Source organism: Acidobacteriota bacterium (assembly GCA_035529075.1).
Taxonomy (GTDB): Bacteria; Zixibacteria; MSB-5A5; order GN15; family FEB-12; genus DATKXK01.
This window is the reverse complement of record DATKXK010000010.1, coordinates 352,265-375,308: the sequence shown is the minus strand read 5'-3', so window position 1 is coordinate 375,308 and position 23,044 is coordinate 352,265. Positions and strand designations below refer to the sequence as shown.

The 23,044-nt window shown below is 58.6% G+C and carries 19 protein-coding genes; 7 read left to right on the top strand and 12 right to left on the bottom strand.

Annotated elements, in window-relative coordinates; translation table 11 throughout:
- Positions 1–52 precede the first annotated feature (52 nt).
- Positions 53–826 carry a hypothetical protein gene (locus VMY05_04880; GenBank protein ID HUV30412.1) on the top strand — a complete coding sequence of 258 codons (774 nt, stop codon included), beginning with the start codon at positions 53–55 and terminating at the stop codon, positions 824–826.
- Positions 827–1,154: 328 nt separating this feature from the next.
- On the opposite strand, the gene VMY05_04875 is transcribed toward VMY05_04880, so the two are convergent.
- The 6 genes from VMY05_04875 to VMY05_04850 all read right to left on the bottom strand — a co-directional run bounded on the left by VMY05_04875 (position 1,155) and on the right by VMY05_04850 (position 6,789).
- Positions 1,155–1,676, bottom strand: coding sequence for a nuclear transport factor 2 family protein (locus VMY05_04875; GenBank protein ID HUV30411.1), 522 nt, complete (start codon positions 1,674–1,676; stop codon positions 1,155–1,157).
- Positions 1,677–1,837: 161 nt separating this feature from the next.
- Positions 1,838–2,245 carry a cupin domain-containing protein gene (locus VMY05_04870; protein ID HUV30410.1) on the bottom strand — a complete coding sequence of 136 codons (408 nt, stop codon included), beginning with the start codon at positions 2,243–2,245 and terminating at the stop codon, positions 1,838–1,840.
- A gap of 115 nt (positions 2,246–2,360) precedes the next feature.
- The gene (locus tag VMY05_04865) at positions 2,361–2,801 is read right to left on the bottom strand and encodes a nuclear transport factor 2 family protein (protein HUV30409.1); all 441 of its coding nucleotides are present in this window, start codon (positions 2,799–2,801) and stop codon (positions 2,361–2,363) included.
- Positions 2,802–3,358: 557 nt separating this feature from the next.
- Entirely contained in the window at positions 3,359–3,634 is a 276-nt protein-coding gene (locus tag VMY05_04860) for a hypothetical protein (protein ID HUV30408.1), read from the bottom strand.
- 102 nt (positions 3,635–3,736) lie between these two features.
- Positions 3,737–4,066 (bottom strand): hypothetical protein, encoded by a 330-nt coding sequence (locus VMY05_04855; GenBank protein HUV30407.1) that lies wholly within the window; start codon positions 4,064–4,066, stop codon positions 3,737–3,739.
- A 71-nt stretch (positions 4,067–4,137) separates the two neighbouring features.
- Entirely contained in the window at positions 4,138–6,789 is a 2,652-nt protein-coding gene (locus tag VMY05_04850; protein ID HUV30406.1) for a tetratricopeptide repeat protein, read from the bottom strand.
- A 515-nt stretch (positions 6,790–7,304) separates the two neighbouring features.
- On the opposite strand from VMY05_04850, the gene VMY05_04845 reads away from it, so the two are divergent.
- Positions 7,305–10,031: a pitrilysin family protein gene (locus VMY05_04845; protein HUV30405.1), complete on the top strand. Its 2,727-nt coding sequence runs from the start codon at positions 7,305–7,307 to the stop codon at positions 10,029–10,031.
- Positions 10,032–10,146: 115 nt separating this feature from the next.
- Here VMY05_04845 and VMY05_04840 read toward each other — a convergent pair whose 3' ends face one another.
- The 4 genes from VMY05_04840 to VMY05_04825 form a co-directional block, all read right to left on the bottom strand.
- On the bottom strand, positions 10,147–11,295 hold the full coding sequence (locus VMY05_04840; GenBank protein ID HUV30404.1) for a 3-oxoacyl-[acyl-carrier-protein] synthase III C-terminal domain-containing protein: 1,149 nt from the start codon (positions 11,293–11,295) through the stop codon (positions 10,147–10,149).
- Positions 11,296–11,450: 155 nt separating this feature from the next.
- Positions 11,451–11,879 (bottom strand): peptidylprolyl isomerase, encoded by a 429-nt coding sequence (locus tag VMY05_04835; protein HUV30403.1) that lies wholly within the window; start codon positions 11,877–11,879, stop codon positions 11,451–11,453.
- Between the two features lie 97 nt (positions 11,880–11,976).
- Positions 11,977–12,348: an RNA-binding protein gene (locus VMY05_04830; protein HUV30402.1), complete on the bottom strand. Its 372-nt coding sequence runs from the start codon at positions 12,346–12,348 to the stop codon at positions 11,977–11,979.
- Positions 12,349–12,452: 104 nt separating this feature from the next.
- A complete protein-coding gene (locus VMY05_04825; protein ID HUV30401.1) occupies positions 12,453–12,755 on the bottom strand; it encodes an RNA-binding protein in 303 nt (100 codons plus the stop codon).
- A gap of 760 nt (positions 12,756–13,515) precedes the next feature.
- On the opposite strand from VMY05_04825, the gene VMY05_04820 reads away from it, so the two are divergent.
- Positions 13,516–14,583: a DJ-1/PfpI family protein gene (locus VMY05_04820; GenBank protein ID HUV30400.1), complete on the top strand. Its 1,068-nt coding sequence runs from the start codon at positions 13,516–13,518 to the stop codon at positions 14,581–14,583.
- Positions 14,584–14,734: 151 nt separating this feature from the next.
- Here the strand turns inward: VMY05_04820 and VMY05_04815 are convergent, their stop codons facing one another.
- Positions 14,735–15,142, bottom strand: coding sequence for a hypothetical protein (locus tag VMY05_04815; GenBank protein ID HUV30399.1), 408 nt, complete (start codon positions 15,140–15,142; stop codon positions 14,735–14,737).
- A 590-nt stretch (positions 15,143–15,732) separates the two neighbouring features.
- On the opposite strand from VMY05_04815, the gene aceK reads away from it, so the two are divergent.
- Entirely contained in the window at positions 15,733–17,523 is a 1,791-nt protein-coding gene (gene aceK / locus VMY05_04810) for a bifunctional isocitrate dehydrogenase kinase/phosphatase (protein ID HUV30398.1), read from the top strand.
- 61 nt (positions 17,524–17,584) lie between these two features.
- Here the strand turns inward: aceK and VMY05_04805 are convergent, their stop codons facing one another.
- Positions 17,585–19,699, bottom strand: coding sequence for a DUF2723 domain-containing protein (locus VMY05_04805; protein ID HUV30397.1), 2,115 nt, complete (start codon positions 19,697–19,699; stop codon positions 17,585–17,587).
- Between the two features lie 213 nt (positions 19,700–19,912).
- On the opposite strand from VMY05_04805, the gene VMY05_04800 reads away from it, so the two are divergent.
- From VMY05_04800 to VMY05_04790, 3 genes are all read left to right on the top strand, one after another.
- Positions 19,913–20,509, top strand: a complete 597-nt coding sequence (locus VMY05_04800) for a hypothetical protein (protein ID HUV30396.1) — start codon at positions 19,913–19,915, stop codon at positions 20,507–20,509.
- A gap of 425 nt (positions 20,510–20,934) precedes the next feature.
- Positions 20,935–21,516: a hypothetical protein gene (locus tag VMY05_04795; GenBank protein HUV30395.1), complete on the top strand. Its 582-nt coding sequence runs from the start codon at positions 20,935–20,937 to the stop codon at positions 21,514–21,516.
- Complete coding sequence (locus VMY05_04790; protein HUV30394.1) at positions 21,513–23,039, top strand: DNA polymerase Y family protein; 1,527 nt, start codon at positions 21,513–21,515, stop codon at positions 23,037–23,039. The genes VMY05_04795 and VMY05_04790 overlap by 4 nt, the downstream gene beginning before the upstream one ends.
- Positions 23,040–23,044: the final 5 nt, after the last annotated feature.

Here is a 23,044-nt window from a genome sequence, read left to right as displayed (position 1 = left end):
CTGACCTATCATCAACAGGCGAAAAAAACGAATCGAAACGGGAGATAGAAACATGCGACGCAGGAACATCTACCGCGCGGCAGGGGCACTTCTGCTCTGTGCCGCTTTCATGCCGGCGTCCAACGGTGTGACCCAGGTTCTGGACGGTGTCCCCCACCTGATCAACTACCAGGGGAGGCTTACCGACACCGACCACAACCCGGTCACCGACGGCGATTACGTGCTCACCTTCAGGATCTGGAATGATTCGCTCAGCACCGCCCCGACCGATCGGGAGTGGATCAGCCCATCGTGCACGGTCCTGGTTGTCAACGGTCTTTTCAACTGGCAGCTTGGATCAAAGGAAGGCCTGCCCCCCTGGACATTCACCAACGACCCTGACCTATGGCTGGGCATTCAGGTCGGTGAGGACCCGGAGTTGGCACCGCGGACCCGTTTGTGTTCAGCACCGTACGCCTACAAGGCGTGGCAGGCTGATTATGCCAAATATGCCGACTCGGCGGGGGTGGTTGTCTCGAGTATCGGTGAGTCGGGTGCATTCGATGGTGTGGTGAATGCTGATATGATTGAGCATTATGGACTAACGACAATAGATTTCGGAAGTCCGTTCACGAGCACCGAAAAGCCGCACATGTTCCTCACTGTTGTCTTAAGAGGAGCTGCCAATGGGCTCGTTGAGGGTGCAGCGATCAAGGCGGTTGCGGACGTAAAAGGCTCCGCCGGTAACTGGACTGGGTTTGATATTACAGTGTCGAAGTACAGTGATGGAACATCTATTGATGATTTGACATCAGTCTATGTGACATGGATGGCGATACGGCCGTAGTGCCCCGGCACTGCCTATAACTCTCGTGATGCTCATGTGGCCAAAATGTGGCTAATTCGTGTCCAAAATGGTCCAAATCAATGCGAAGTAGTACTTGAAGCTTCGGGCGTCAACGCCCTTCCCCATTTCGTATTGTGTTGTGGTTCAGTCAGAAGCCGAATCGCCGGAATTTTTTCCCAAGCCCCGGGTGTCTGCCCATGCCACCGTTCCGGCCGGCAATAGGTTACGAAGATCAAAAATGCACCGCAAGGGAGTTTTTTGCCCGGGGGTCTCGCAAAAGCAATCAGAAACCCACCGCAAGCGGATGGGCCACCGGGGCCACGGGAGTCTAATCTTCCTTCGGCCACGAGAAATGCTGCTGCACAATCCGCCAGCGGCCATCGCGCTTTTCGACAACGCCGGTCCAGCGCACCTTTTCCCAGTTGGCGGGCTGACCCTTCCACTCGTTGAGGTCGTCAAGTACGCAGTAGAACCAGGCGACATCGCCTTCCCGCGAGAATGTGATTCTCAGATCATGTACTTCGTGACTGATCGCCTTGAAATCCGGACTGGCCCAAAATCCCGCCCCCGCCTTTACGTCGTCGACGCCGAACTTCACTTTGCTGTATGGCGTGACACTGATAAAATCGGAGTCATCGGCAATTGTCCGATAGAACAGGTCGAAATCCTTTTCCACGGCCCAGCCAAAGCAGTTGTGGATAGTCTGCTCAACCGCCGCCCATTCATTGTTCATTGAACCTGCCTCCCGTTCGGCCTCGGCCATAACGACGGCTATGAACAGGCCAGGGCATACTATACAGATGAGTGCGATCACCAGAAACCGGCCGGTCGGGTCACAAGCTGCGTGCATGGTCTAAAATCCTCCTTTGGCAAGTGCGCTAATATCTCTTGAATAGACGCACAACCAGTCGACCAAGTGCAACTGACCGTGGACAAAGCCGCACATAAGCCGGCCAATGGCTACAGGGCCAAAACTGCACGTGAAGTCTCCGCACTGCCGTTCAGCAGGGTTCAGGACCCCATCTGCTCTTCGATTGTCTTCGTGATCTTCGATGCCACGTCACCGGTGTGCTTCGTGGCCTTAGGCTCGATCAGCAGCATCCAACATTCACGTTCGGCGCTGACACGATGTTCAGTTCCGCGCGGGACGATAAAATACTCCCCCTCGGCCAGAGTGAAGGCTGGTTTGTCCCGGAGCTGCATTTGCATGGAACCCTTCACCATGTAGAACATCTCGTCCTCGCCGTTGTGCGTGTGCCACGGCACGTCATCACCGATCACTTTCGTGATCTTGACAAAGACATCGTTCACCTCGCCGATAACCCTCGGCGAACAGTATTCCTGTAACTGCGGGAACAGCTTCTTCAGATCCCGCTCGCCCCCCGCTGCGGCGTGTTTCCATTTCGGTGTTTCACCCACGAGCTATCTCTCTTTGTCAGCGGTCCAGCGTTTTCCTGCTTATCTGTTGTCGGCGAATCAGTGCCTGTCGGCACCAACCCGCCGACTACCGAAACGTCTACGTTTCGGCTTTCTCCTACCCCTTCTCGGGCCGATCAGTGGGGGAAGAGAAGTGCATCTGCACAATCACCCAGCGGCCGTCGCGCTTCTCCAGTACGCCCGTCCAGCGGACGTCCTCCCAGTTGGCCGGCTGGCCTTTCCATTCATTGAAGTCGTCCAGGCGGGCGTGGTACCAGGCCACGTCGCCGGATCGGGAAAGGTTCACCTGAAGGTCCCGGATTTCAAAACGGACGGCTTTGAAATCATCCAACATGAAGAAGCCTTCCGTCAAAGCGACGAATGCTTTGCGGCCGTGAATGGTGCCATCGTCTCTGGGACTGAAGTAGAACAATTCCTCGTCTTCGGCAAAACAGCTGAAGGACAGTTCTTTGTCCTTGTTCGCCGCCCAGCCGATACTGTTGCTGATGACCTCGCCTATTTGTGCCTTCTCATCTTCAACGCTGGGTTTTTGATTCATAGTCCGGCATCCTTCTCCTAACGTCGTTATCACAATGACTGGAACCAAAAGCTTCAGGGCTCTCATAAGCTCCTTCCCTCAGACGAGCGTTCTCGGGACCCGGACGTCGGCCCCGTATAACACGCCGTCTGGTCTTTGATGTTGGTTGTTGCACAGCACACAGAGTGTACATCCGTGGGGCCGGAAGCAAGCCTTGAAACCCAACTGACCGGCATCTCGGGAGGCGCCAGCATGGCGGTCTTGGCGACCCACCGCTTGTTTACGACCACCAGACCCCGGCCGGTGCAAAAAATCGGGATTCCCCCCGGAAAACCAGATTCTCTCCGCCCCAAGAACGAATGTCGAAAACGGGTATGCCTGATTCCACCCGGCACTCGAAAGAACCAGGACAGCAAACAGCATGCGTCTGTTTACGGCTGCTCTATTCAGGACAGGCATTCCTCGCGTATTTCCGGTTTCAGATCATAACGACGTTAGAACCGTGCCTTCTGTTTCAATTCATTTGCCCTCAGGGATGGAATACAAGCATTAGGGACGGGATTCAAAGGCGACAGGCCTCATTGACCAGCCTGGCCGACCCTTGCACGAATCATCCCGGGAAGCATCAGATTGAGAACGATCAGGTCGGGAATCGATTTCTTTCCCAGTTCTATGCCCCCTTCACCAGGCAACGCGGATTCCGGCTGAAATCTCTCTCGTTGCAGGTGGTATGCAATCAGATCTTCGATGTCCCGCCCGTCTTCGACGACCAGTATCCTCTTACCGGTCGTTTTTCTCTCCGAGCTTCGTCCGGTCTCAGCCCCGATGTACAACCGGGTGAGTCCGGTGGTCACTTGTAAGACAATGACCGGCTCGGCGGCGTACGCGGCCCGTATCCGACAGGTTCGTTACCGGACTTCGGCGTGTCCGCGCTGAAGACGGCGGTGCCGACCTCACTACTTGTAGATTATGATGATCGGTCTTGAACCCTCCGCCGGCACCTGCTGGGGACCGCAAAGGGCATCATACGGATATGCCCCCGGCGAAACTCCACTGGCCACCGGTTTGGTGTCCTCTTCGCCGGGAACGAGCTCAAAAGTATCGGCGTCGAACGGAGAAGGACCCTGGAACTGCACTTTCACTTTCACGCCGGTGAAATTCCTGAAGAAGACCGAGTCATACTTCTGCGCCAGCAGTCTGCAGGAGGTAACCTTGTACAGGCTGCCTTCCCGTGAATCCTCGAAGATCACGACTGCGTGTTCTTGGGCGTTTACCGTGTTCGTCATCACACTACCCTCCTGTTATGTGAGTTATCAGCCGGGCCGAGCACGCTAACGTCGCCGCGTGAGCTTCCGTCCTATATCGAGTCGGAGCCCGGCGCACGGCCTTCATCCATCATCCTGTCAAGACGCGGATCTTTCATCAGTTCGCGCAGCTCCGGCAGCGGCTCGATCTGATTCCGCGGGAAACCACATTTCAAAGCATTGGCGATCAGCGACAGGGCCCGGTCCCGGTGGCCGATCTGCTCGAACACGCAACCGCCCGTGACCATCGTCTCGACGTTATTCGGGTCAAGCTCGAGGGCTTCGTCAATCCGTGAAATCGCCCTGTCATCGTCGCCGATCGAGGCGTAGGCATCCGCAAGCTGCGCCAGCAGCCCGGGATCAGACGGGTTAATCTGGCGCTGGACCTCCGCAAGTTCAATTCCTCTGGAATACGCTTCCCCGGAGCGCGTGTCTTCGCCGGGAACGCGTTTCAAGACCGAGGCAAGGTTAAGCCAGATCCGGTAGTCGCGATTGTTCAGTTCGAGCGCCATTTCATACTTCTGCGCGGCCAGTGCGAAACGGTCGTTCATAAAGTGAAGGATACCCAAATTGGACAACGCACCGTAATTGGGTTCGATCCTTACCGAGCGCTCCCACATTTCCTGCGCTCGGTCGATCTCGCCTACGGCGAAATACAGCCCGCCCAGATCGTTCCAGACAACGTAGCCGTCCTGCCCCAGCGCCACGGCTCGGTCCAGTTGCTCTAGGGCCTCGTCGTAGCGACCGTAAGTGACGTAGAACAGCCCCAGGTTTGTGTACCCGGGCCAATGGTCAGGTCGTACGGCGATGGCTTTCCTGTAGACTTCTTCCGCTGCGTCGAGCCTGCCCATCGATTCGAGCGCCTCGGCCAGCCCCGCAAAGGCCGCACGGCTGGTGGAGTCCAGGCTGAGCGCCTGATTGAATACGTCCGCCGCCTCCTGATACCTGCCCGTTCCAGTGTAGATCAGGCCAAGAGTGACATAGACCGGCGCAATCTGATCATCCAGCGCCAGCGCGCGACGGCTGCTGTAGACGGCCAGTTCTTCGTACCGGGGGTCGGTTTCCACACTGTATTTTCTCCAGTAGGCCTCACCCAGCCCGGCCAGCGCCAGGACGTAATCGGGGTCACGGTCAAGGGCCTGCTGGAAAAACTCAATGGCCGTGTCGACGTTGGCCAATTTCTCCGCGTGCTGCAGGTAGCCCTGCCCGCGGACATACAGATCATAAGCTCCGGGGCTATTCGTCCGGCCCGCCTGCAGGACCCTCTCTTCCTCCGGCCGCAACTGAACTTCGAGCATGTTCGCCACGATTACGACGGTAGAGTCCTGCAGGGCCGTCAGATCGGTCAGCACATGATCGACCACCGACGCCCGAAGCTGCCTTTCCGATTCTGCATCAATCAGGTTCAGCGTCACCCGAACAGCCTGACCCAATTGTTGAATGCTCCCGCTGACGGCGAGATTGACACCAAACGCGGCTCGCGCCTGCCCGGCGCTGGCCACGCCGCGTTGCCTCACTTCACTGGCCGGAACCACCAGAAGCGATCCGTGAAAATGCTCCAGTTGTGTCAGCTTGCTCGATAGAGTCTCTATAAGACCATCACAAAAGATCTGTCCCAGATCGCCCCCTCCGAGATCGGCAAACGGGAGCACCGCAAGGTGACGTTCATTGGGCACGCGGCCTGCGCCAAACCACTCCCGGATTGTTTGCCTGCTTCCGGGGACGAGGAAAAGCGCCAGCACGACCAGAACGGCCACCGTGAACGAGCCCACAAGCCGTGCGTTCGACCGGGCTCGCCGGTGCCTGAGCGGCCTGGCAACGGGCAATCGTTCACCGCCCACGACGGCATAATGAAGAACTCGCAGATCGTTCAGAAGGTCATCGATGCTCCCGTACCGGGTATCTCGGTTCTTGTCCAGGGCCCTGTCCACGATGCGCTGCAATTCCTCCGGGACGCCCTCTCTCAGAAGCGCCACCGGTTCGGGAGAATCGTATGCGATGGCGTGAAGCGTGGCGGCCTCGCTGTCCTTAAGGAAAGGCTGACATCCGGTGACCAATTCATACAGGAGCACGCCGACGGAGAAGATATCGCTGCGCGTATCGGCCGGTTCACCGCGCACGATCTCCGGCGCCAGGTAGCCCACTGTTCCGAGGGCCGTACCGGTCTTGGTTATACGCTGGGCGCCTTTGACGATGGCCAGTCCGAAGTCCACGAGCCTGGGCCGCCCGTGCGAATCCACGACCACGTTGGAAGGTTTAATATCCCGGTGCGTTATTCCGCACCGATGGGCCTCGCTCAGCCCTTCGCATATCTGGACCGAAAGGCTGACCGCTTCCTCCAGCGAGAGTGGGCGGGCCTTGATGACCTCGCGCAGGGACCGGCCCTCCACATACTGCATGGAGAAAAAGGGACGACCGCTGAATTCGCTTACTTCGTAGACCGTCGCGATGTTCTCATGATCCAGCGCGGCGGCGGCCTGCGCCTCTCGCTTGAAGCGGGTCCTGCACTCCTGGCTGGCCGACATGTGAAAAGGCAGAAACTTGAGAGCCACTTTGCGGTTGAGTTCGGTATCCTCGGCCAGGTAGACTTCGCCCATCCCGCCGGCACCGATTCGGCTGATGATCCTGTAGTGCGCAACCGCGGTGCCAACAGTCAAAGCTGTAAACGACTGCGTGGGGTCGTCCTGAGCGTCATTCTCCGCCACGGGCAGATTCTCCCTCCGTCAGTTCGGACATACGGGCTTGACGTGATTTGATGGCATTCGATAGCCCTGGCCACTAAGAACTTCGAGAGCCGAAGACCTTGACAATCTCAGTGTAGGATTTGAGTTATAAGCTGATTGTCAAACGCCTGCCGAATCGATTCGATTCGCCTGAAAATTCCTGGTGTTAGTCTTTTCCACCAATCCGGCGTCCTTTGATACATAATAAACGGTATCGAATTTCAGGGCGCAAGGGACTTTTGGTCCGGTACATGGCTGCGGAGCCGGCACCTTTCCCCACGGGTTGACGGCCAGCGCCTGGTTGAGGAAAGACCGTCGGCGTCGCAACTCCGCTGAAAAACGCCAGTCTCTTCGGCGACCGGCGCAGATCGCTATGCAACAACGACTCCGCGCCTCTCGTATGCCATATAACGGCTCGAAGCCGGAGAGTACTATGTCGCGCACCGGTATCACACGTACGACGTTCCCCCAAAAACACTGTGAGAAAGGATGACGCTATGAGATGCTGCCGCATTGCCACAGTTGCCTTGCTGGCTACCGTTGTCATCTTCGCGCCTTTCATCCACGCCGACGACCTGCCCGATCTGAAGTTCGAGAAATACGAACTGCCCAACGGACTTGACGTCATTCTACATGAAGATCATACGATTCCCGTGGTCGCGGTCAACGTCTGGTACCACGTCGGTTCCAAGAACGAAATGCCGGGCCGAACCGGATTCGCCCACCTCTTCGAGCACATGATGTTTCAGGGCTCGGAGCACTTCAACACGAATTTCACCGACGGCATCATCAGGTACGGCGGCACCAGAAACGGGTCCACCGACGAGGACCGCACCAACTACTGGGAAAACATGCCCGCCAACTACCTCGAAAAGACATTGTGGCTGGAAGCCGACCGCATGGGATATCTCTTGCCGGCGATTACCCAGGAGCGCCTGGACAATCAACGCAGTGTCGTGATGAATGAAAAACGGCAAAACGTCGATGATCAGCCGTACGGCATGGTGGAGGAGATCTCTCGGGCAATTCTGTACCCGTCCCACCATCCGTATTCCTGGACCGTCATCGGCAAGATGGAGGATCTCGAGGCTGCTACCCTCGAGGACGTGCAGGAATTCTTCCGAATGTATTACGCCCCCAACAATGCGTCTCTCTGCATCGCCGGTGACTTCCAGCCCGAACAGGTAAAGCAGTGGGTGGAAAAGTACTTCGCCCCCATTCCGCCGGGCCCGCCCGTCAATCGCATTGAAGCCTGGATACCGACACTGAACGAGGAAATCAGGACGGTACTTACGGATGAGGTTGAATTGCCGCGTCTGTACATGACCTGGCACACTCCCGCCTATTACAGTCCCGGTGACGCCGAGTTCGATTTGCTGGCGAGCATCCTCGCTGCCGGCAAGACATCACGGCTTTATAAAGCGCTTGTCTACGACCGCCAGATGGCGCAGGACGTGACGGCATTCCAGTCCTCCTTAGAGCTCGGCAGCCTTTTCTACATAATCGTCACAGCCAAGGAAGGACACAGCCTGCAGGAAATCGAACGCGAGGTTGACCGGATCCTAAGTGACCTCCTGATGAACGGCGTGACGACCGACGAATTCGAACGGGCTCAGATTAACCGGGAATCCGCCTTCGTACGGCGGCTGGAAGACCTCGGCGGATTCGGCGGCCGCGCTGATCTGCTGAACAGATACAACACCTATCTGGGTGATCCCGGTCACTTGCCGTGGGACAGGAACAGGTACACCGATGCGACCATCGATGGCATGCTTGCCTACGCCCGTGATTACCTGCGGCCCGACGCCCGCCTGGTTTTGTACGTGGAACCATATGGCCAACTGGCGGAAACGGACAAAGGCACGGAGATGAGCCTTGAACCCGAGCCGGAAACCGATCCGTCGTTCACGACCCCGCAAATCCAGCAGGCCACGCTGACCAACGGGCTGAAGCTGTACCTGGTCGAGAATCACAAGCTGCCCCTGATTCAGGTCAATCTCCTGATAAAGAGCGGCTGGGCCGCCGACCCGGCCGACCGTCCGGGCACGGCCTCTCTGACGGCCGAACTTCTCAACGAGGGCACTAAGTCCCGAAGCACCCTTGAGATCTCCGATGAAGCCCGGAGGCTCGGACTCTACTTCGGCGTCGCCAGCACGTTCGACTACACCAGCGTTAATTTGAACGTGCTAAAGAAGAATCTCGATCCGGCCCTGGATCTCATGGGCGACGTGGTGCTCAACCCGACCTTCCCGGAAGAGGAACTCCAGAGACAGAAGCAGATTTATCTTGGACGCATTCGACAGGAATCCTCACAGGCGTTTACGGTGGCCTACAAGAGCTTCCAGCGCGAGATATACGGAGAGAACCATCCCTACGGCCAGCCCTACACCGGTTCAGGAACCGAGAAATCGATAAACGCCATCAGCCGCTCGGATATCGAGAGCTTCTACCGGGTCAACTTCCTGCCGAATAACGCCGCTGCCATCGTCGTCGGCGACATCACTCTGGAGCAGGCCAGGACCGGCCTGGAACGCGTCTTCAAGAAGTGGAAGCGCGGCGACTTGGCCCCGGGCTCCGTCCCTGCTGTGGCACCGCCTGACAGGACCAGGATCTGCATCGTCGACTTCCCGGGCACGTCCCAGAGCACTATCTTTCTCGGCAATCTTCTCGGCTCACGGAAAGATCCGGACTACCTGCCGGCTACGGTGGTAAACCAGGTGTTGGGCGCGGATCCATCGGCAAGACTTTTCAAGAATCTCCGCGAGGACAAGGGGTACACGTACGGTGCGTATTCCTTTATTACAGCCCGGCGCGGCCAGGGTCTTCTGTGCTGTTACGCACAGGTGCAAACGGACGTCACCGGCAAAGCGATAGTTGAGTTCGTCAGGGAGCTTCGCGGCATTGTCGGTGAGAGGCCCATGAGCGGGGCCGACTTGACCGACAGCAGGAACAAGCTTACCAAGGGTTTCCCCCAGGATTTCCAATCCCTTCCCGGGGTAGCCTACGAGTTATCGACCATGATCACACACGACCTGCCGATGGATACGTGGAATACTTATGTCACCCGCATAAACGATGTCGGCGTCGACGAGGCGCTGGCAACGGCCAACAGGTGGGTCAAACCCGATGAGATCCTAATCGTCGTGGTTGGCGACCGGTCTGCGATCGAGGACGAAATCAGAGGGTTGAATCTGGGTGAAGTGTATTTCTCGGAACTGCACTGACCCCGGTGCCTGGTGGCAGGTCTGTTTCGGCCCGGCAGTTGGCACACGGCTGCCGGGCTGTTCTTTGCCTGCCTCGTGAGTTTGCCGCACACCCCGCCCGGCCGACGGCCGGTAATCAGACGGCGGACACGCAGGTAACGGGGTGCTTTATTTGGCCCAGCACGCTGCTGGCCGACAGGCCGCCGCCAAAGGCCATCCACACAAAGCGGCTGCCCACCGTCAGGGCCTCGGAATTCAGCGCCAGCGCCAGCGGGATTGTCGCCGCGGTCGTGTTACCGAACAGTCCGCCGGCATCAAGAACCTTCCCGGAAAAACCGCGCTGCTTCCACTGCCGAAAAATATCGTCGTTGAGCGTCAGGTTGGCCTCGTGCAACGTCGCCAGATCAAGCATGTCCATCGTCCAGCCGGCCTTACCCAGGGCGGCCTCGATTCCCGGCCCGCCGACCAGCGGAACGATCAACTCCTTGACCATCGCACCGTCCATGGCCAGCCGGTTCTTATATTCGATGATGTCCATGGCGGAGCTTATGGGATGACTTGATCCCCCCATCGGCGTCATAATGACACCGCCGTCCCTGCCGCTGGCCCAGCTCCAGAACCGACGCGGGCCGAACCAGTCTTCTTCCGGGGCCACGGCGCTGCACCACGTGGCCGTGCCGGCGTCTCCGAGCACCGTGGCAAACGCCCGGTCCCGCCAGTTAATGGTGCTGCTCATCTTGTCCGCGCCCACCACCAGGACGTTCCTGGCCATGCCGGAGGATATAAGCAGGTAGGCGTGCAGCAGGCTCGCCATCCACGTGCTGCACGCCAGAGAGCAGTCAATGCAGTGGAAGTCTCTGGGAGTATCACCATCGTAGGCAGGGATTCCCAGCCGGTCCTGCAGCATGGCGGAATCCGGGGGACTGTTCAGGTATGACGGCGTGACGCTGCCAAAGACTATGCCGTCAATCTGCGACGGCTTCAACTCGGTCTTGTCCAGCAACAGCAGGGCGGCCCTGGCCGCGAGATCAATGGTTCCCTCGTCTTCGGCGGCGAACCGGCGCTCCCTGAATCCGATGAACCGCTGTATCCAGCGATCGCTGGTCTTGTAAACTTTTTCCTGTTTTCGGTCCAGTTTCCCCAGACCGTTGTGCCTGTTTTCGGCGTTGACGCGCATGCGTTCCATGCGCAGCCGGGCGGCGATCCTGCTGTTTGTCACCTTTTGACGAGGCGCGTAAGCAGCAATGGCGTGGATGCGCATACCGAAATTCTGTGTCGCACTCATAGGCTTCCTGCCGAATCAATGTTGGTTCACACCTGGTGGCGGCTCTGCAGCTTCACCGACGTGTCCTGTCCCCCCATTCCCTGCGGCCGGCCGCGGACATGAACCAGCCGCGCCGGCTGATCACGACGGCCGGGGAGTCAATACGCAAAAACATTCTATGCTATCTCAATCAGCTGGACGTCAAAAATCAGAGTCTTGCCGGCCAGAGGATAGTTCGCGTCAATAGTCACCGACTTTTCGTTACAGTCAACCACGACAACGTCGATCGTGCCACCGTCGGATTTCTTCATCCGCAGGCGCATGCCGACAGCCGGGTCGATTTCGTCGGAAAGCTGCGACCTGTCAAACGTCGTCATCAATTCCTCTCGCCGCGAGCCGTAGGCCTCTTCCGACGTTGTGGTAATAGTCTTCTTGTCATCCTTTACCATCCCCACGATGCCGTTCTCGAAACCCGGGATGATTCTGCCCTGTCCGATCGTAAACTCCAGCGGGTCGCCCCCGCTGGAAGAATCGAACACAGTCCCATCCTCCAGTTTGCCGGTGTAATGAACCTTGACCGTGTCGCCAGCTTTTGCCTTGTTCACCCAATCCTCCCTACGACGTTTACGTTTTCAGATTCCGTAACACACACTCGGCCGGGAATTCGGTGGAAACCGCAGACGGCAGGCTAAGGTGATTGTATCACCGCCGGCCCCCATAACCGTGACCGCCCCGGCCGCCACGATGTTTTCTGCTGCCCTTCTTGCCCGTCCGCCGTCTCGAATCAGGCCGTTTCGATCCGTACCGCGACCGATCGTTGCGATACTCCTGTACGCGGGGTCGTGCCTCATTGACGTTGAGAGACCGGCCCATGAATTCAGCACCGTCGAGGGCGCTGATGGCGGCTTGGGCCTCGTCCCGAGAGCGCATCTCGACGAACGCGAATCCCCTGGATTCACCGGTGGTTTTCTGCCTGATGATCTCCACCGAGCCCACTTCCCCGTGCGGTTCAAAAGCCTTCCGAAGGTCGTCCTCATTCGTGTCAAGCGAGAAATTCCCGACAAATATGTTCATTGTGCTGTGTCAACTCCTGCTGAGTGTGACAAAGGCACGGGTATGACCCCGCGCCCCTGAATAACTAACGCCCAATCGGCGCCCTGGTAATGTCCAACCCGATCCTACCAGCGACCACGACCTCGGTGACCGCGGTCACCGCGGTCACCGCGGTCACCGCCCCGCTCGCGCGGTCGGGCTTCATTCACGTTCAACGTCCGACCGTTCAATTCAGTTCCGTTTAGGCCCGCAATTGCCGCCTGACCTTCCTCTTTGCTGCGCATCTCGACAAACGCGAATCCCCTGGACTCGCCGCTGTACCGGTCAGTTATGATGTGCACCTCTTTTGCCTCACCGTAGCTTGAAAACGCCTGGCGAAGCTGTTCCTCCGAGGTGTCGCGCGACAGGTTTCCCACGTAGATGTTCATGCCTTCCTCTCTTTAATATCCGCATAACGGATGCTCGACATGGAGAATACCCGCTACTCACAATCATCACCTCTGTGCGCAACGCCGCGCTGTTCCCACCGAATTTGCCCTTTGGAGGGGATCAATCCAAGGTTACAAGTCCCAAAAAGATAAAGCAGCGGGCGTTTGTCTTCGCGTCCACTATAAGAAATCGCTCCCGCCGGGGCAAGCCTTAAATCCCAAGTCCCGGACCGGCGGCACGGCAACCGATTCGAGACGGAATCCGAGCAGCCCTGTATCAGTTCGTCGCGTCCGGCGGGACCGCCCACCTGATTTGTAAGCGACTGTTCAGCAGCAACTTAGGCTGCGCTCCGGTAGCCTGCGGCATCCGGCAGATCACCTTTGCCTGACCCAGGGACGGCGTGACACGGCCCGGGAAGCGGTTCTGCTGGTGGCTGTCTTCCCCTTCACCCGCGCCCTGAGCCCGGTAGATCGGTTTTCAACTGACGTTACGGCAAACCCGGCACAACCCTATCCGCGAGCAGGGCCCGGCAGAACCGTCCACGGACCTCGTCCCTCAACCGCCGGCCTGAACAGGGGCAATACGCCTGCAACTGTGTGCTCGTAGCCGTATCCCCGATTCCGCAAAACAGATATGGACTTTCCTGTGTCCTATATAGTATGATTCGCGAAGAATCCGGCAAGAACTCAGGGGAAGATACAATGGACTGGCCCGCCCTTGCATACGGTGAGCTTCCACTCGCCAGCAGGAGTATTCCAAATGAAAAAAGCTGCACTAACGGCGGTTTGCGTAGCGCTCGCGGTTACGATCACCCGTGGGGTGACAATCGCGGAGATCAAGCTGTCCAGCAAGCCGGTCCGGCAGGCGGAAGCCGACAACCGGTCGTCCTGCCAATTCGCCATCGGTGACGTCGGTATAGCTTTCGCGCAGGGGATCGCTGCCGCCGCACTGGAGCAGGACCGCGTGGACATTCTACTCCTGATGGATGACGGTCTCGGAGCCAACTACGACATCGATGACACGTCGCTCAGTATCATGGAGCAATTCGAGCGGTTCGGCTGGCACGTCACAACGGCCGCCCTGTCCAAGACAGTCGAGCGGTGCGATTACAGCCGGAGTCTGGGGCTTTTGCCCCGAACGGCGGACTTCCTCGTTTCTGAAATTGCGGACATCACGGAGTACGACGTCCTGTGTCTGCTGCCGGGCAACACCGGGCTTGAGAACATAGGCAACAGCAATGAAGCTCTCGACCTTATCAGGTCAGCCGCCGACTCGGGGCTGGTGGTGGCTGCCTGGTGCAAGGCAGTACGCGTGCTGGCGGCCGCCGACCTGGTTAACGGTCTTGAAATCACAGGGCACCCGGATTACCGGGCGGAGTATGAAGCCGCCGGAGCCTCCTACCAGGGCAGAGACCACCCGCCGATTATCCAGGGCAACATAGTAACATCCGTGCGAGGCAGATACTACCGTACGGCTATGTGCGAGGCCATACGCGATGCGTTGCCGCCTTCGGTTCGGCAAACCAGCCATCACCTCTCCCGCTCTCCCGAGTTGGCCGGCTCGGTCATTGTGACGTCTAAGATCGCGGACCATGCCGGTATCGCGTCGATCGAACTGAAGGTCGACACCGGGAATGGCTTCTTCACCGTTGACATGTTCGACGACGGAAACCATGAAGACGGCCAGGCAGGTGATTCACTGTTCGGAGGAGTTCTCCCGCCGACGCTGGATCCAACGGTGTGTCTGTACTACCTGCGTGTCACCGACAGTGTCGGCGTGTCAGCAGTGGATCCACCGGGAGCACCGAAAACTACGTACCGGAGATAGACAGTCAGAATCCGGCGGATCGCCGGTGTTGAGCTGAGCACCTGAGGCTGCATATCAATCCCCGCACGACACGCCTGCAGGCGAAACGTCTCCGGGCAAGGCTTTGAAACCTACCTGGCCGGATGAACGCAGCCCCTTCCAACTAGCCCCGTCACGAACGATCCAGGTCTATCAGCCGTGATTGTCTCCAGATGTCGCCCAGGATAAGCTCGGCCTCCCGGTCGGCCTCGGCAACGTGCTCCCGGGACACCATCAGCGAGTATCCCCCGCCAACCGGCCGAAACGTGGACGTACCCATCTGCCCCGTCTGGCCGAAATGCCCGGTAGCGGAATGGACCACGGCCGGGATGTCCTTTGCCCGTAAACCTTCCAGAACCATTTCAGCATACTCGCGGGACGTCAACCGGGCTATCAGTACCCAGTCCTTCCGGCCCGACCGGGATTCGGGCGCGCCGGCCCCACCGGCCTCCGGCAGGCTCTCTACCAATTGTTCATCACAGTCAGGGCACGTCACGGTGCCGGCCTCGTACTCATAGCGGCATTGGGGACAGAACGGCATGATCAACTCTCCTTGCTATCCTGATGTTTCACCGGTCCGGCGTAAGAAATCGAGGGGTCGCAGTCCGGTCAACCCTGCTGATCCCCGGCGGTGCGAACCCGGGCTTGAGCTTCTCCCTCGCGGGCGTCCGGTCGGTCCATATATCATACCCGCCGCAAGCGCACTTATTCACGGTTCCTGACGGCAATACGTTGCGCTCTCCCGGCGGGTTCAGGGTTCGGTTTTGCCGCAGTGTCCACAACCGTCCGGCGACCCGGCAGGTCGCACGGCCGCAAGATATAAAGCATCACTTCATCACTGTGTCGTAAGTATCAGGGCAATAACACACTACGGGCAAGCCATAAATCGCCGGCACCGCTATCAGACACCGTTTCTTTCTGGCGACTTTTTTCTCCAGTTCCCGGGCGCCCAGCGCGATGCGTGCCTCTGCGGTGACGAGGGGAATCCGCAGTCACTGTCGGCGTCCTGAAACCACGGTCCGAACTGCCTGCATCGCGCGCGGCGAAATCCGCCAGAAAGGCTCTGGTCTGGGCAGCAAGAGATATTATATTCATGACAGACAACCAACTGCACTACGCAGCGGGGAGACTATGACACCACATCAAAAGGCAACGCCGAAGCATCCCACGACCACGCAGGGGCTTGCTCAGTGGGCTTCGGAATGCATTCGGGACGCTTACGAAAAATACTCGCGCGAGTTCGCCAGGGTTACCCGGCGCGCCAAGCGCAGATTCGAGCGCGCCGACTGGCAGGGAAGATACAAGGATGCGCTCGAAAGGCTGGACTTGAATGAGAAGTCGCTGGAGCAGGTGAACGCGAAACTCAGGCATACCCTGGGCGTCCGGACAACCGACGTCTCGCTCTGGATGGCCGTCAAGCGCAAGTACACCGGGCTTATCACCGGCCGTTACGACATCGAGCTCGCCGAAACGTTTTTCAATTCGGTGACGAGAAAGGTCCTGATGACGGTCGGCGTCAACAGAGAGGTCGAATACTTGCACCTGGAAGACCGGGCCCAGCCGGATGAGCCGAAGAACCCGATTTACAGGACTTACGTCAACGGCGCCGAGACCAGGCAACTCATACGCGGGATTCTTCAGGACCACGACTTTGCGATCAGGTATGAGGACATCGATCGGGACGCCGCACTCGTGGCCACGGAAGTCGAGCTGTTCCTCTGGCCGATTGTAGGGTACGACAGAACATACACGGTCGAGGTTATTCGGTCTCCCTTCTACCGTAACAAGGTCGCCTACACGGTGGGGCGAATCCGCATAGATTCACAGTTTATCCCCTTCATCCTTCCGTTGTACAACGAAGGTACGGGCATATATGTCGACACCGTTCTTCTCAGTGAGGCCGAGGCCAGCCGGGTCTTCGGTTTTGCCCATTCCTATTTTCATATCGAGATTGACCGCCACGACGCGCTGATCGGCTTTCTCAAGTCGATCCTGCCGCAAAAACCCGTCTCCGAACTGTACGCGTCGATAGGCTGCCCCAAGCACGGCAAGACGCGGTTCTACAAGGATCTGCATCGGTTCGTCCACGAATCCAAAGAGCAGTTCGTCATCGCTCCGGGGAAAGAAGGCGCCGTCATGATCGTCTTCACCCTGCCCGATTACAACTTCGTGTTTAAGGTCATCAAGGACAGACCCTGCTTTCTCAGGTCAAAGGACATTACAGTGAAGACGATTTCCCGCTCCGAGGTAGTGTACCATTACAGTTTCGTCTGTCACCGCGATCGCGTCGGTCGAATGGTCGACACCCTCGAGTTTGAAAACCTGAGGTTCCGGAGGAAGCGCTTCTCAAGGCAGCTCCTCGACGAGTTCCGTCGGGCCGGCACCGAGACTATCGACATCGAGGATGAACACGTTGTCATACATCACGTGTACGTCCAGAGAAAAGTGACGCCCCTGCCGATATACCTGGCCACCGAAAAGCATCCTGAAGCCATACGCCGGGTTATCATCGACTTCGGCTACTTCCTGAAAGACCTCGCCGGCACCGGCATTTTCCCGTGCGACCTGTTCAACACGTGGAACTACGGCGTTACCCGTCAGGGAAGGGTTGTCCTGTTCGACTACGACGACGTCCAGCCGCTGGAAACTACACACTTCAGGGTCAAGCCCGAACCCCGGGACGAGTACGAGGAAACCCAGCTCGAGGAAAACTGGATCACGGCCACTCCCGACGATTTCTTCATGGATGAGATAGACAGGTATTCGGGGATCCCCAAGCCCCTCAAGGGCATTTTCGACATCGTGCACGCGGATCTGTACACCATCGCGTTCTGGCGAGAGATGAAGCGGAAGCTGAAGCACGGTGAACTGCCCGACATCACTCCCTACGACCGGCGAAGGAAGTTTCGGCAGAGAAAGTAACCTGATCTGCTTGTGGTCTGCCGCAATTGCCGGACGTGACGGCGGCTCGCGGCAAGAGCCGTCAACCGGGCTCGTCCCGGCCGCAGACCACGTCGATCAACCGCCGGATGTTGGGTGGGGGCACCAGCCGATCCGGCGGCAGCAGTTCAAGCATTCGCCGCCGAACCTCTTGACAGGCAGCGGTGTCCCCGCGCGCCTTTTCAGCCGTGGCCAGCGCGATAAAGCCCGCATAATAGTTGACGGCCATCGATCTGGAGACATCATCGAGCCAAACGGCGGAATCGGCGTAACCGTTGTAGACGTATCTCGAGAGCACGTTCTCCCGCAGCGGTCCTGTCACCGCGGGCCCGTCCGAAACCGGCACCAGGCGCCTTACCAGGCCCTCGAGGCGAAGGTACGGCTGCACCCAGGAACAGAACTGCGACCCTGTCGTGATGGCAAAAAACACGGGACGTTGCCAGCGATTCTGACTGATCATTCGCAGGATCAGCCGATCACTGCCCATCAGAACACCGCTCTGGAAGCTCGGCGGCACCTGAAAGTAGACCGAATCAGGCACCGCGGTCTCGTCGGACAGCCCCGGGGCGGTCGGGTCACCGCCCGTCGGCACGGTGATTGTCGTGTCCCGCCAGGCCAGGGGCACAACCGCGGACAAGTCATCGCTGGACAAGGGGAACGTGCTGTCGCGAGAGACAAGTTGCTTTACGTACCACGATGTATTGAGCAGAGGGAGGTTGACGACGGTCACGTCCGGCCTGACCCCCCTGGTCCCCTGCAGGCACCAGAGGGGAAACGTGTCGTTGTCTCCAGCGACAAAAACAATCGCCTTCTCCGGCAGACTCTCAAAAACGTTCATGGCGAAATCGTAAGCGAACGAGCGATTCGATCCGTCGACAGGCGCAAAATTCAGCTTCACCTGCCTGCCCGCGGCGACGGCTATGACGATCACCGCCAGCATCGTGGCGTAAACTCGTAGCCGGCCGGTCATCCTGGCCGCATAGTATACAATAGCCCCCGCGCCGCAGGCAATCCACACGGAGATGATGACAAATGAAGGCAGGTAATGCCGGTACATGGATCGAAAGAAATCGGCAGGGACGTTGAAATACACGACCGCCCCGAGGCTCGACAGAAGAAAGAGCACGGTGAGGCCGCAGGCGGGGCGCCAGTTTCTGCGCCACAACCAGACTAGGCCGACCAGGGCCAGGAGAGCCGGTACGATGCTGCTGTCAAAGGTGCAGAAGTTGGCCGCGAAACCGTTTACCCAGTCCATCACCTGCACCTGCAGGAAATCCGCTTTGCGGGGATACAGCTCCACAAGCCAGCCGCCGCCAGCCATGCGGAGTGACACGTAGTCGTAGAAACGCGACCAGTTGCTCGGATCGGCCATGTTCAGGAAAGGGTTTCTGGCGGCCAGGGGAATCAGCAGCAGGTGCCCGGCCAGACCCAGGACCAGTCCGCAGAAGCCGTAAAGCCAGGATCGAATCGAGAGGTACGTTCGTGGGTTGCCCAGCAGCACCCAGACGAACAGGCCCGGGAAAAGCAAAAAGTTGGTGCGATGAACGCTCAGGTCGAGGCCGAACAGCAACGTAACCAGGAACAGCCGCCGGGCTGCGCTCGGGTCATACGCACGTTCCGACCACCGAAAGAGAGCCCATAGAATAAGAGCGGTAAACAGGGCCGTGAAGACGTAGGGAGTCAACTTGACCGCGTACGTCCACAGAGTCTGGCTGAAAGCAAAGGTCAGGGCGCCGACGGCCACGCCGACGGACCCGGTTATCAAAGAACGCCTCTCGACCAGCGGCCTCCTCTGCACTGCCGCGCCTATAAGTCGCTCGGTGGCAATCAGGGACACCAGCCCCACCGTAATCGCCGCCGCTGCAGCCGCAAACAGGTTCAGACGAAACAGATCCGGAATGCCCAGAGGAAGCTTTGTCACGATCCAGCCGAGCACGGTTACGAGCAGCGAACCGGGAGGAGACGGCGTTCCGAGAGTGACGGCGGCCAGCGAATACTCTGCCGAGTTCCACCACGTGAACGTCCTGAAGGCCGTCAGCCAGTAAACAACAACCGACAGCACCACGACCGTTCCTGAGGTCGCCCAGGCAACTCTCGCCCTGAAGAGCCGAACATAGGAGAGACCGGGCGGAAGATGTCCCTGCCCCGTAGCGTGCATAGTAGAGTAGAGTATCCTTATTTAACTGATTCAAGTACGAGAATGCGCGCCGCGGTGTCAACCAAAAACGAGTGCCACTATCGAACCGCCAGCATTGACTGACCGGCGGCTTCGCCGGGCATGGCGGCTCCCCGGGAAAAGAGTTTACACAGAGGCCGGCCGCGCGTACATTAAAGATAAAAAGCCGCCGAATTGTGGTCGATATACAATGATATGAGATACTCGCGACCGGCCCACCTGCTACTGGCGCTGGGACTGTTCCTGCTGCCGGCGCGCCTTTGCGGCCAGGAAACCGTTCACCCGACCGGCTACAGCATAGTCAGCACGTACACGTTAACCGAGCTTGAGGTCGCGGCCGGCGACACCCTTGCCATCACGCGAACGGTGGTGAACAACGAATCCTTTCCCCTCTCGGGACTCTACTTTTCAGAGAACCTCCCTGCCCAGTTCGAGATTGTCTCGTATTCGGTGACCGTTGCCGGTGCCGCCGGAGCGTGCCTTTTTGAGCACGCCGCCCTGAATCCCGTCGTGGCTGGCTACGAAACGTACTACTGGATCATCGACGAACCGGGGGAATCTGATACTCTCGGCAGCGTGCTCAACCCGGGTGACAGCACCGTCCTGGAGTTGAGACTCACCTGTGATCTGGCCGGTGAATTCCAGTTTCCCCTGCATACCACCGTTTTCTACGGTAATGCCAACGGGTTCTTTTCGGCTGACGGCGCCGCTGTGATCGTGGTGAGCGAATCCGCCGTCGATACAATTCCACCGGCCAAAGTAATAGATCTGGGGATGATTTGGCCTGATTAGGTTGAGGGAACTGATCAGAGTCAGGCAGTCACCGAGGGTAAAGGCAACCCGCCAACTGCCGGCCCGAACGCTGCCGGAACCTTGTGATCTCTTCCGAATGACCGATCTGAAAAGATCGCCTGCCTGTTACGCACTTCCAATATAGAGCACTCCCGGCCGAAGTCAAGAACACAGCCGATGGCACGGCCATCCTGACCGCCGGCGGGTCTGACAACCCGTTGCCGGCCAATGCATTGCAATATGTTATTGACAGCCCGGAAACCTTTCGTATCGTATAACTGCACGCATGGGCAGTATTGCCGATATGAAAAAATATGGACCGTCAAACGAAAAAAACAAGCTGTCATACCGCCGATTTTGCCCCCGTCGGCACCGCCGCACTAAGGGAAATTATCCGGAAACGATGGCCGCAGGCGTTGAAGCCCGTGGCCGAAACAGCACCGGCATTCAGCACCGGCCTGCCGGAGCTTGATGCCCTCTTTCCGCTGCGCGGTATTCCGTACGGCCAACTGATCGAAATCACCGGCGGCGTTTCATCGGGGAAAACGAGTCTTTTGCTCAAGCTGCTGGCTCATCTCACCCGGACGGGAGTTGCGGCCTATATCGATTTCAGCAGTACCTTCTTTCCGTCCGCGGCTGCCGTCAGCGGGGTCGATCTTACCCGCCTGCTGGTGGTCAAACCGGACAGTCGCCCCACCGACCGTGTAAAAACCGGCCTTCGCACCGCGGAACTGCTGTTGAGAAATCAAACCGTCAACGTCATCGTCTTCGACCTGGTGGGTGAAAAACAGGTGCTGCCAATCGTCCTGCTTCACCGGTTGCGCCTCAAGACCGTCCGGGCCAGGGCGCTGACAATCTTCCTGACCGAGAATAACTCTGAGATTATTCCCTCCAGTATGGCGTCACTGCGGCTGGAGGTCCTTCGATCCGGAAGCGACCGCCTGAAAGTGCACCTTACGAAAAGCCGGATTTGCAGAGAAGGAACGCAGGCGGAGGTGTTGTTATGACCGGGGAACGCGTGGCCTGTCTGCTGGCGCCTGATTTTCCGGTGGCCGTTTGTCTCCGGGCGGACCCTTCCCTTCGCCTCAAACCGGCGGCGCTGGCTGAAAACGATTTTGACGCCGCACCGATTATCGCCGTCAACCACGCGGCATCGCGTGCCGGCCTGCTGCCCGACATGACCCTTGCCCAGGCGGGTACGTTGTGTCCCGGCCTGGTGGTCAGGGTCCGCGAGATAACCAGGGAGATAGAAGAGTCAAACGCGATATTCAAAAAACTCCAGCGCTTCTCACCGTTTGTGGAGGAAACTTCTCCAGGGAAGTTCTTCCTTGACGCCGCCGGTCTTACCCTGCTGCACAGGAGCGAAGCTGCGTTTGCCGCCCGGATAATTGCAGCCATCCGTCCGCTCGGCTACCCGGTAAAGGTCGGAATCGCAAAAAACAGGTTCGTCGCCGAAACGGCCGCCAGGGTGTCCGGCGCCGTCCCGTATACGATCATCCCGTCCGGCCGTGAGCGTACGTTCCTTGAAAATCTCCCCGTTGCGGACCTCCCTCTCTCTCCGGAGACACGGGCCATGCTGCACGATCTCGGCTTGAAAACCATCGGCCAACTGGCGGCCTTCCCCGCCAACGAGATGACCCGGCGGTTCGGCCGGGAGGGAACAGCCCTGTCACGCCTGGCGCGGGGTGACGATACCGACGCCACCTTCTCCCCCGCTGAACCGTCGGACGACGAGTTGTCGAACGAAATCCACCTGGTCTCCCCGATCTACACCGCCGGCGCCGTTACCTCGTACGTGAGACAACTGCTCTCTCCCCTGCTGGGCGCCCTGGGGAAGTTCAGCCGGGGGTGCGGTTGTGTTACGATCATGCTGGAACTCGATAACCACACGCAGCAGAATCTCCCGGTCACCGTCGAACGACCGACCCTGTCCGTATCGAGATTCCTCCGGCAGCTTCTCCCCTTGCTTGCCGGGTTCAAACTCTCCGCCGGTGTCACCGGCATAAAGGTTACTATTCCCGAGGCGGCGACACTGCTCTCAGAGCAACTGGCGTTTTCATCAAACGAAAAAATCAGTTCTCCCGAACGGACCATCGACTCCGACCTCATATACGTTCCCCAACTGTGTGCCGCCATCCTGCCGGAGCAGAAATTCTCCCTTGCCCCTTTCTCACCTCGAAACACGGACCGGCGCCCGCGCACTATGGAAGACCGTCAACCGGCCGACGGTCTTCGAGCCTGCGTTATGGGGAACGTTTCCGGGTTGCGTCTTCTCCAGCCGCCGCGCCGGATCGAAATAACCACCACCGACAGCCGGCTCCGGGAGGCCGGGATCGGTCGCCACCGGCAACCGATCAGGCGGTATCACGGACCGTGGGAACTCTCCGGGGGATGGTGGAGCGTCGATTTCAACCGGCTGTACTACGAGATTCAGATCGGCGATGACCGGTCTTCTTCTCACCGGCAGCTTTACCTCGTCTTTTTCGAGCGTACTTCTTCCCGCTGGTTCCTGCAGGGAATCTTTGATTGAAAAGC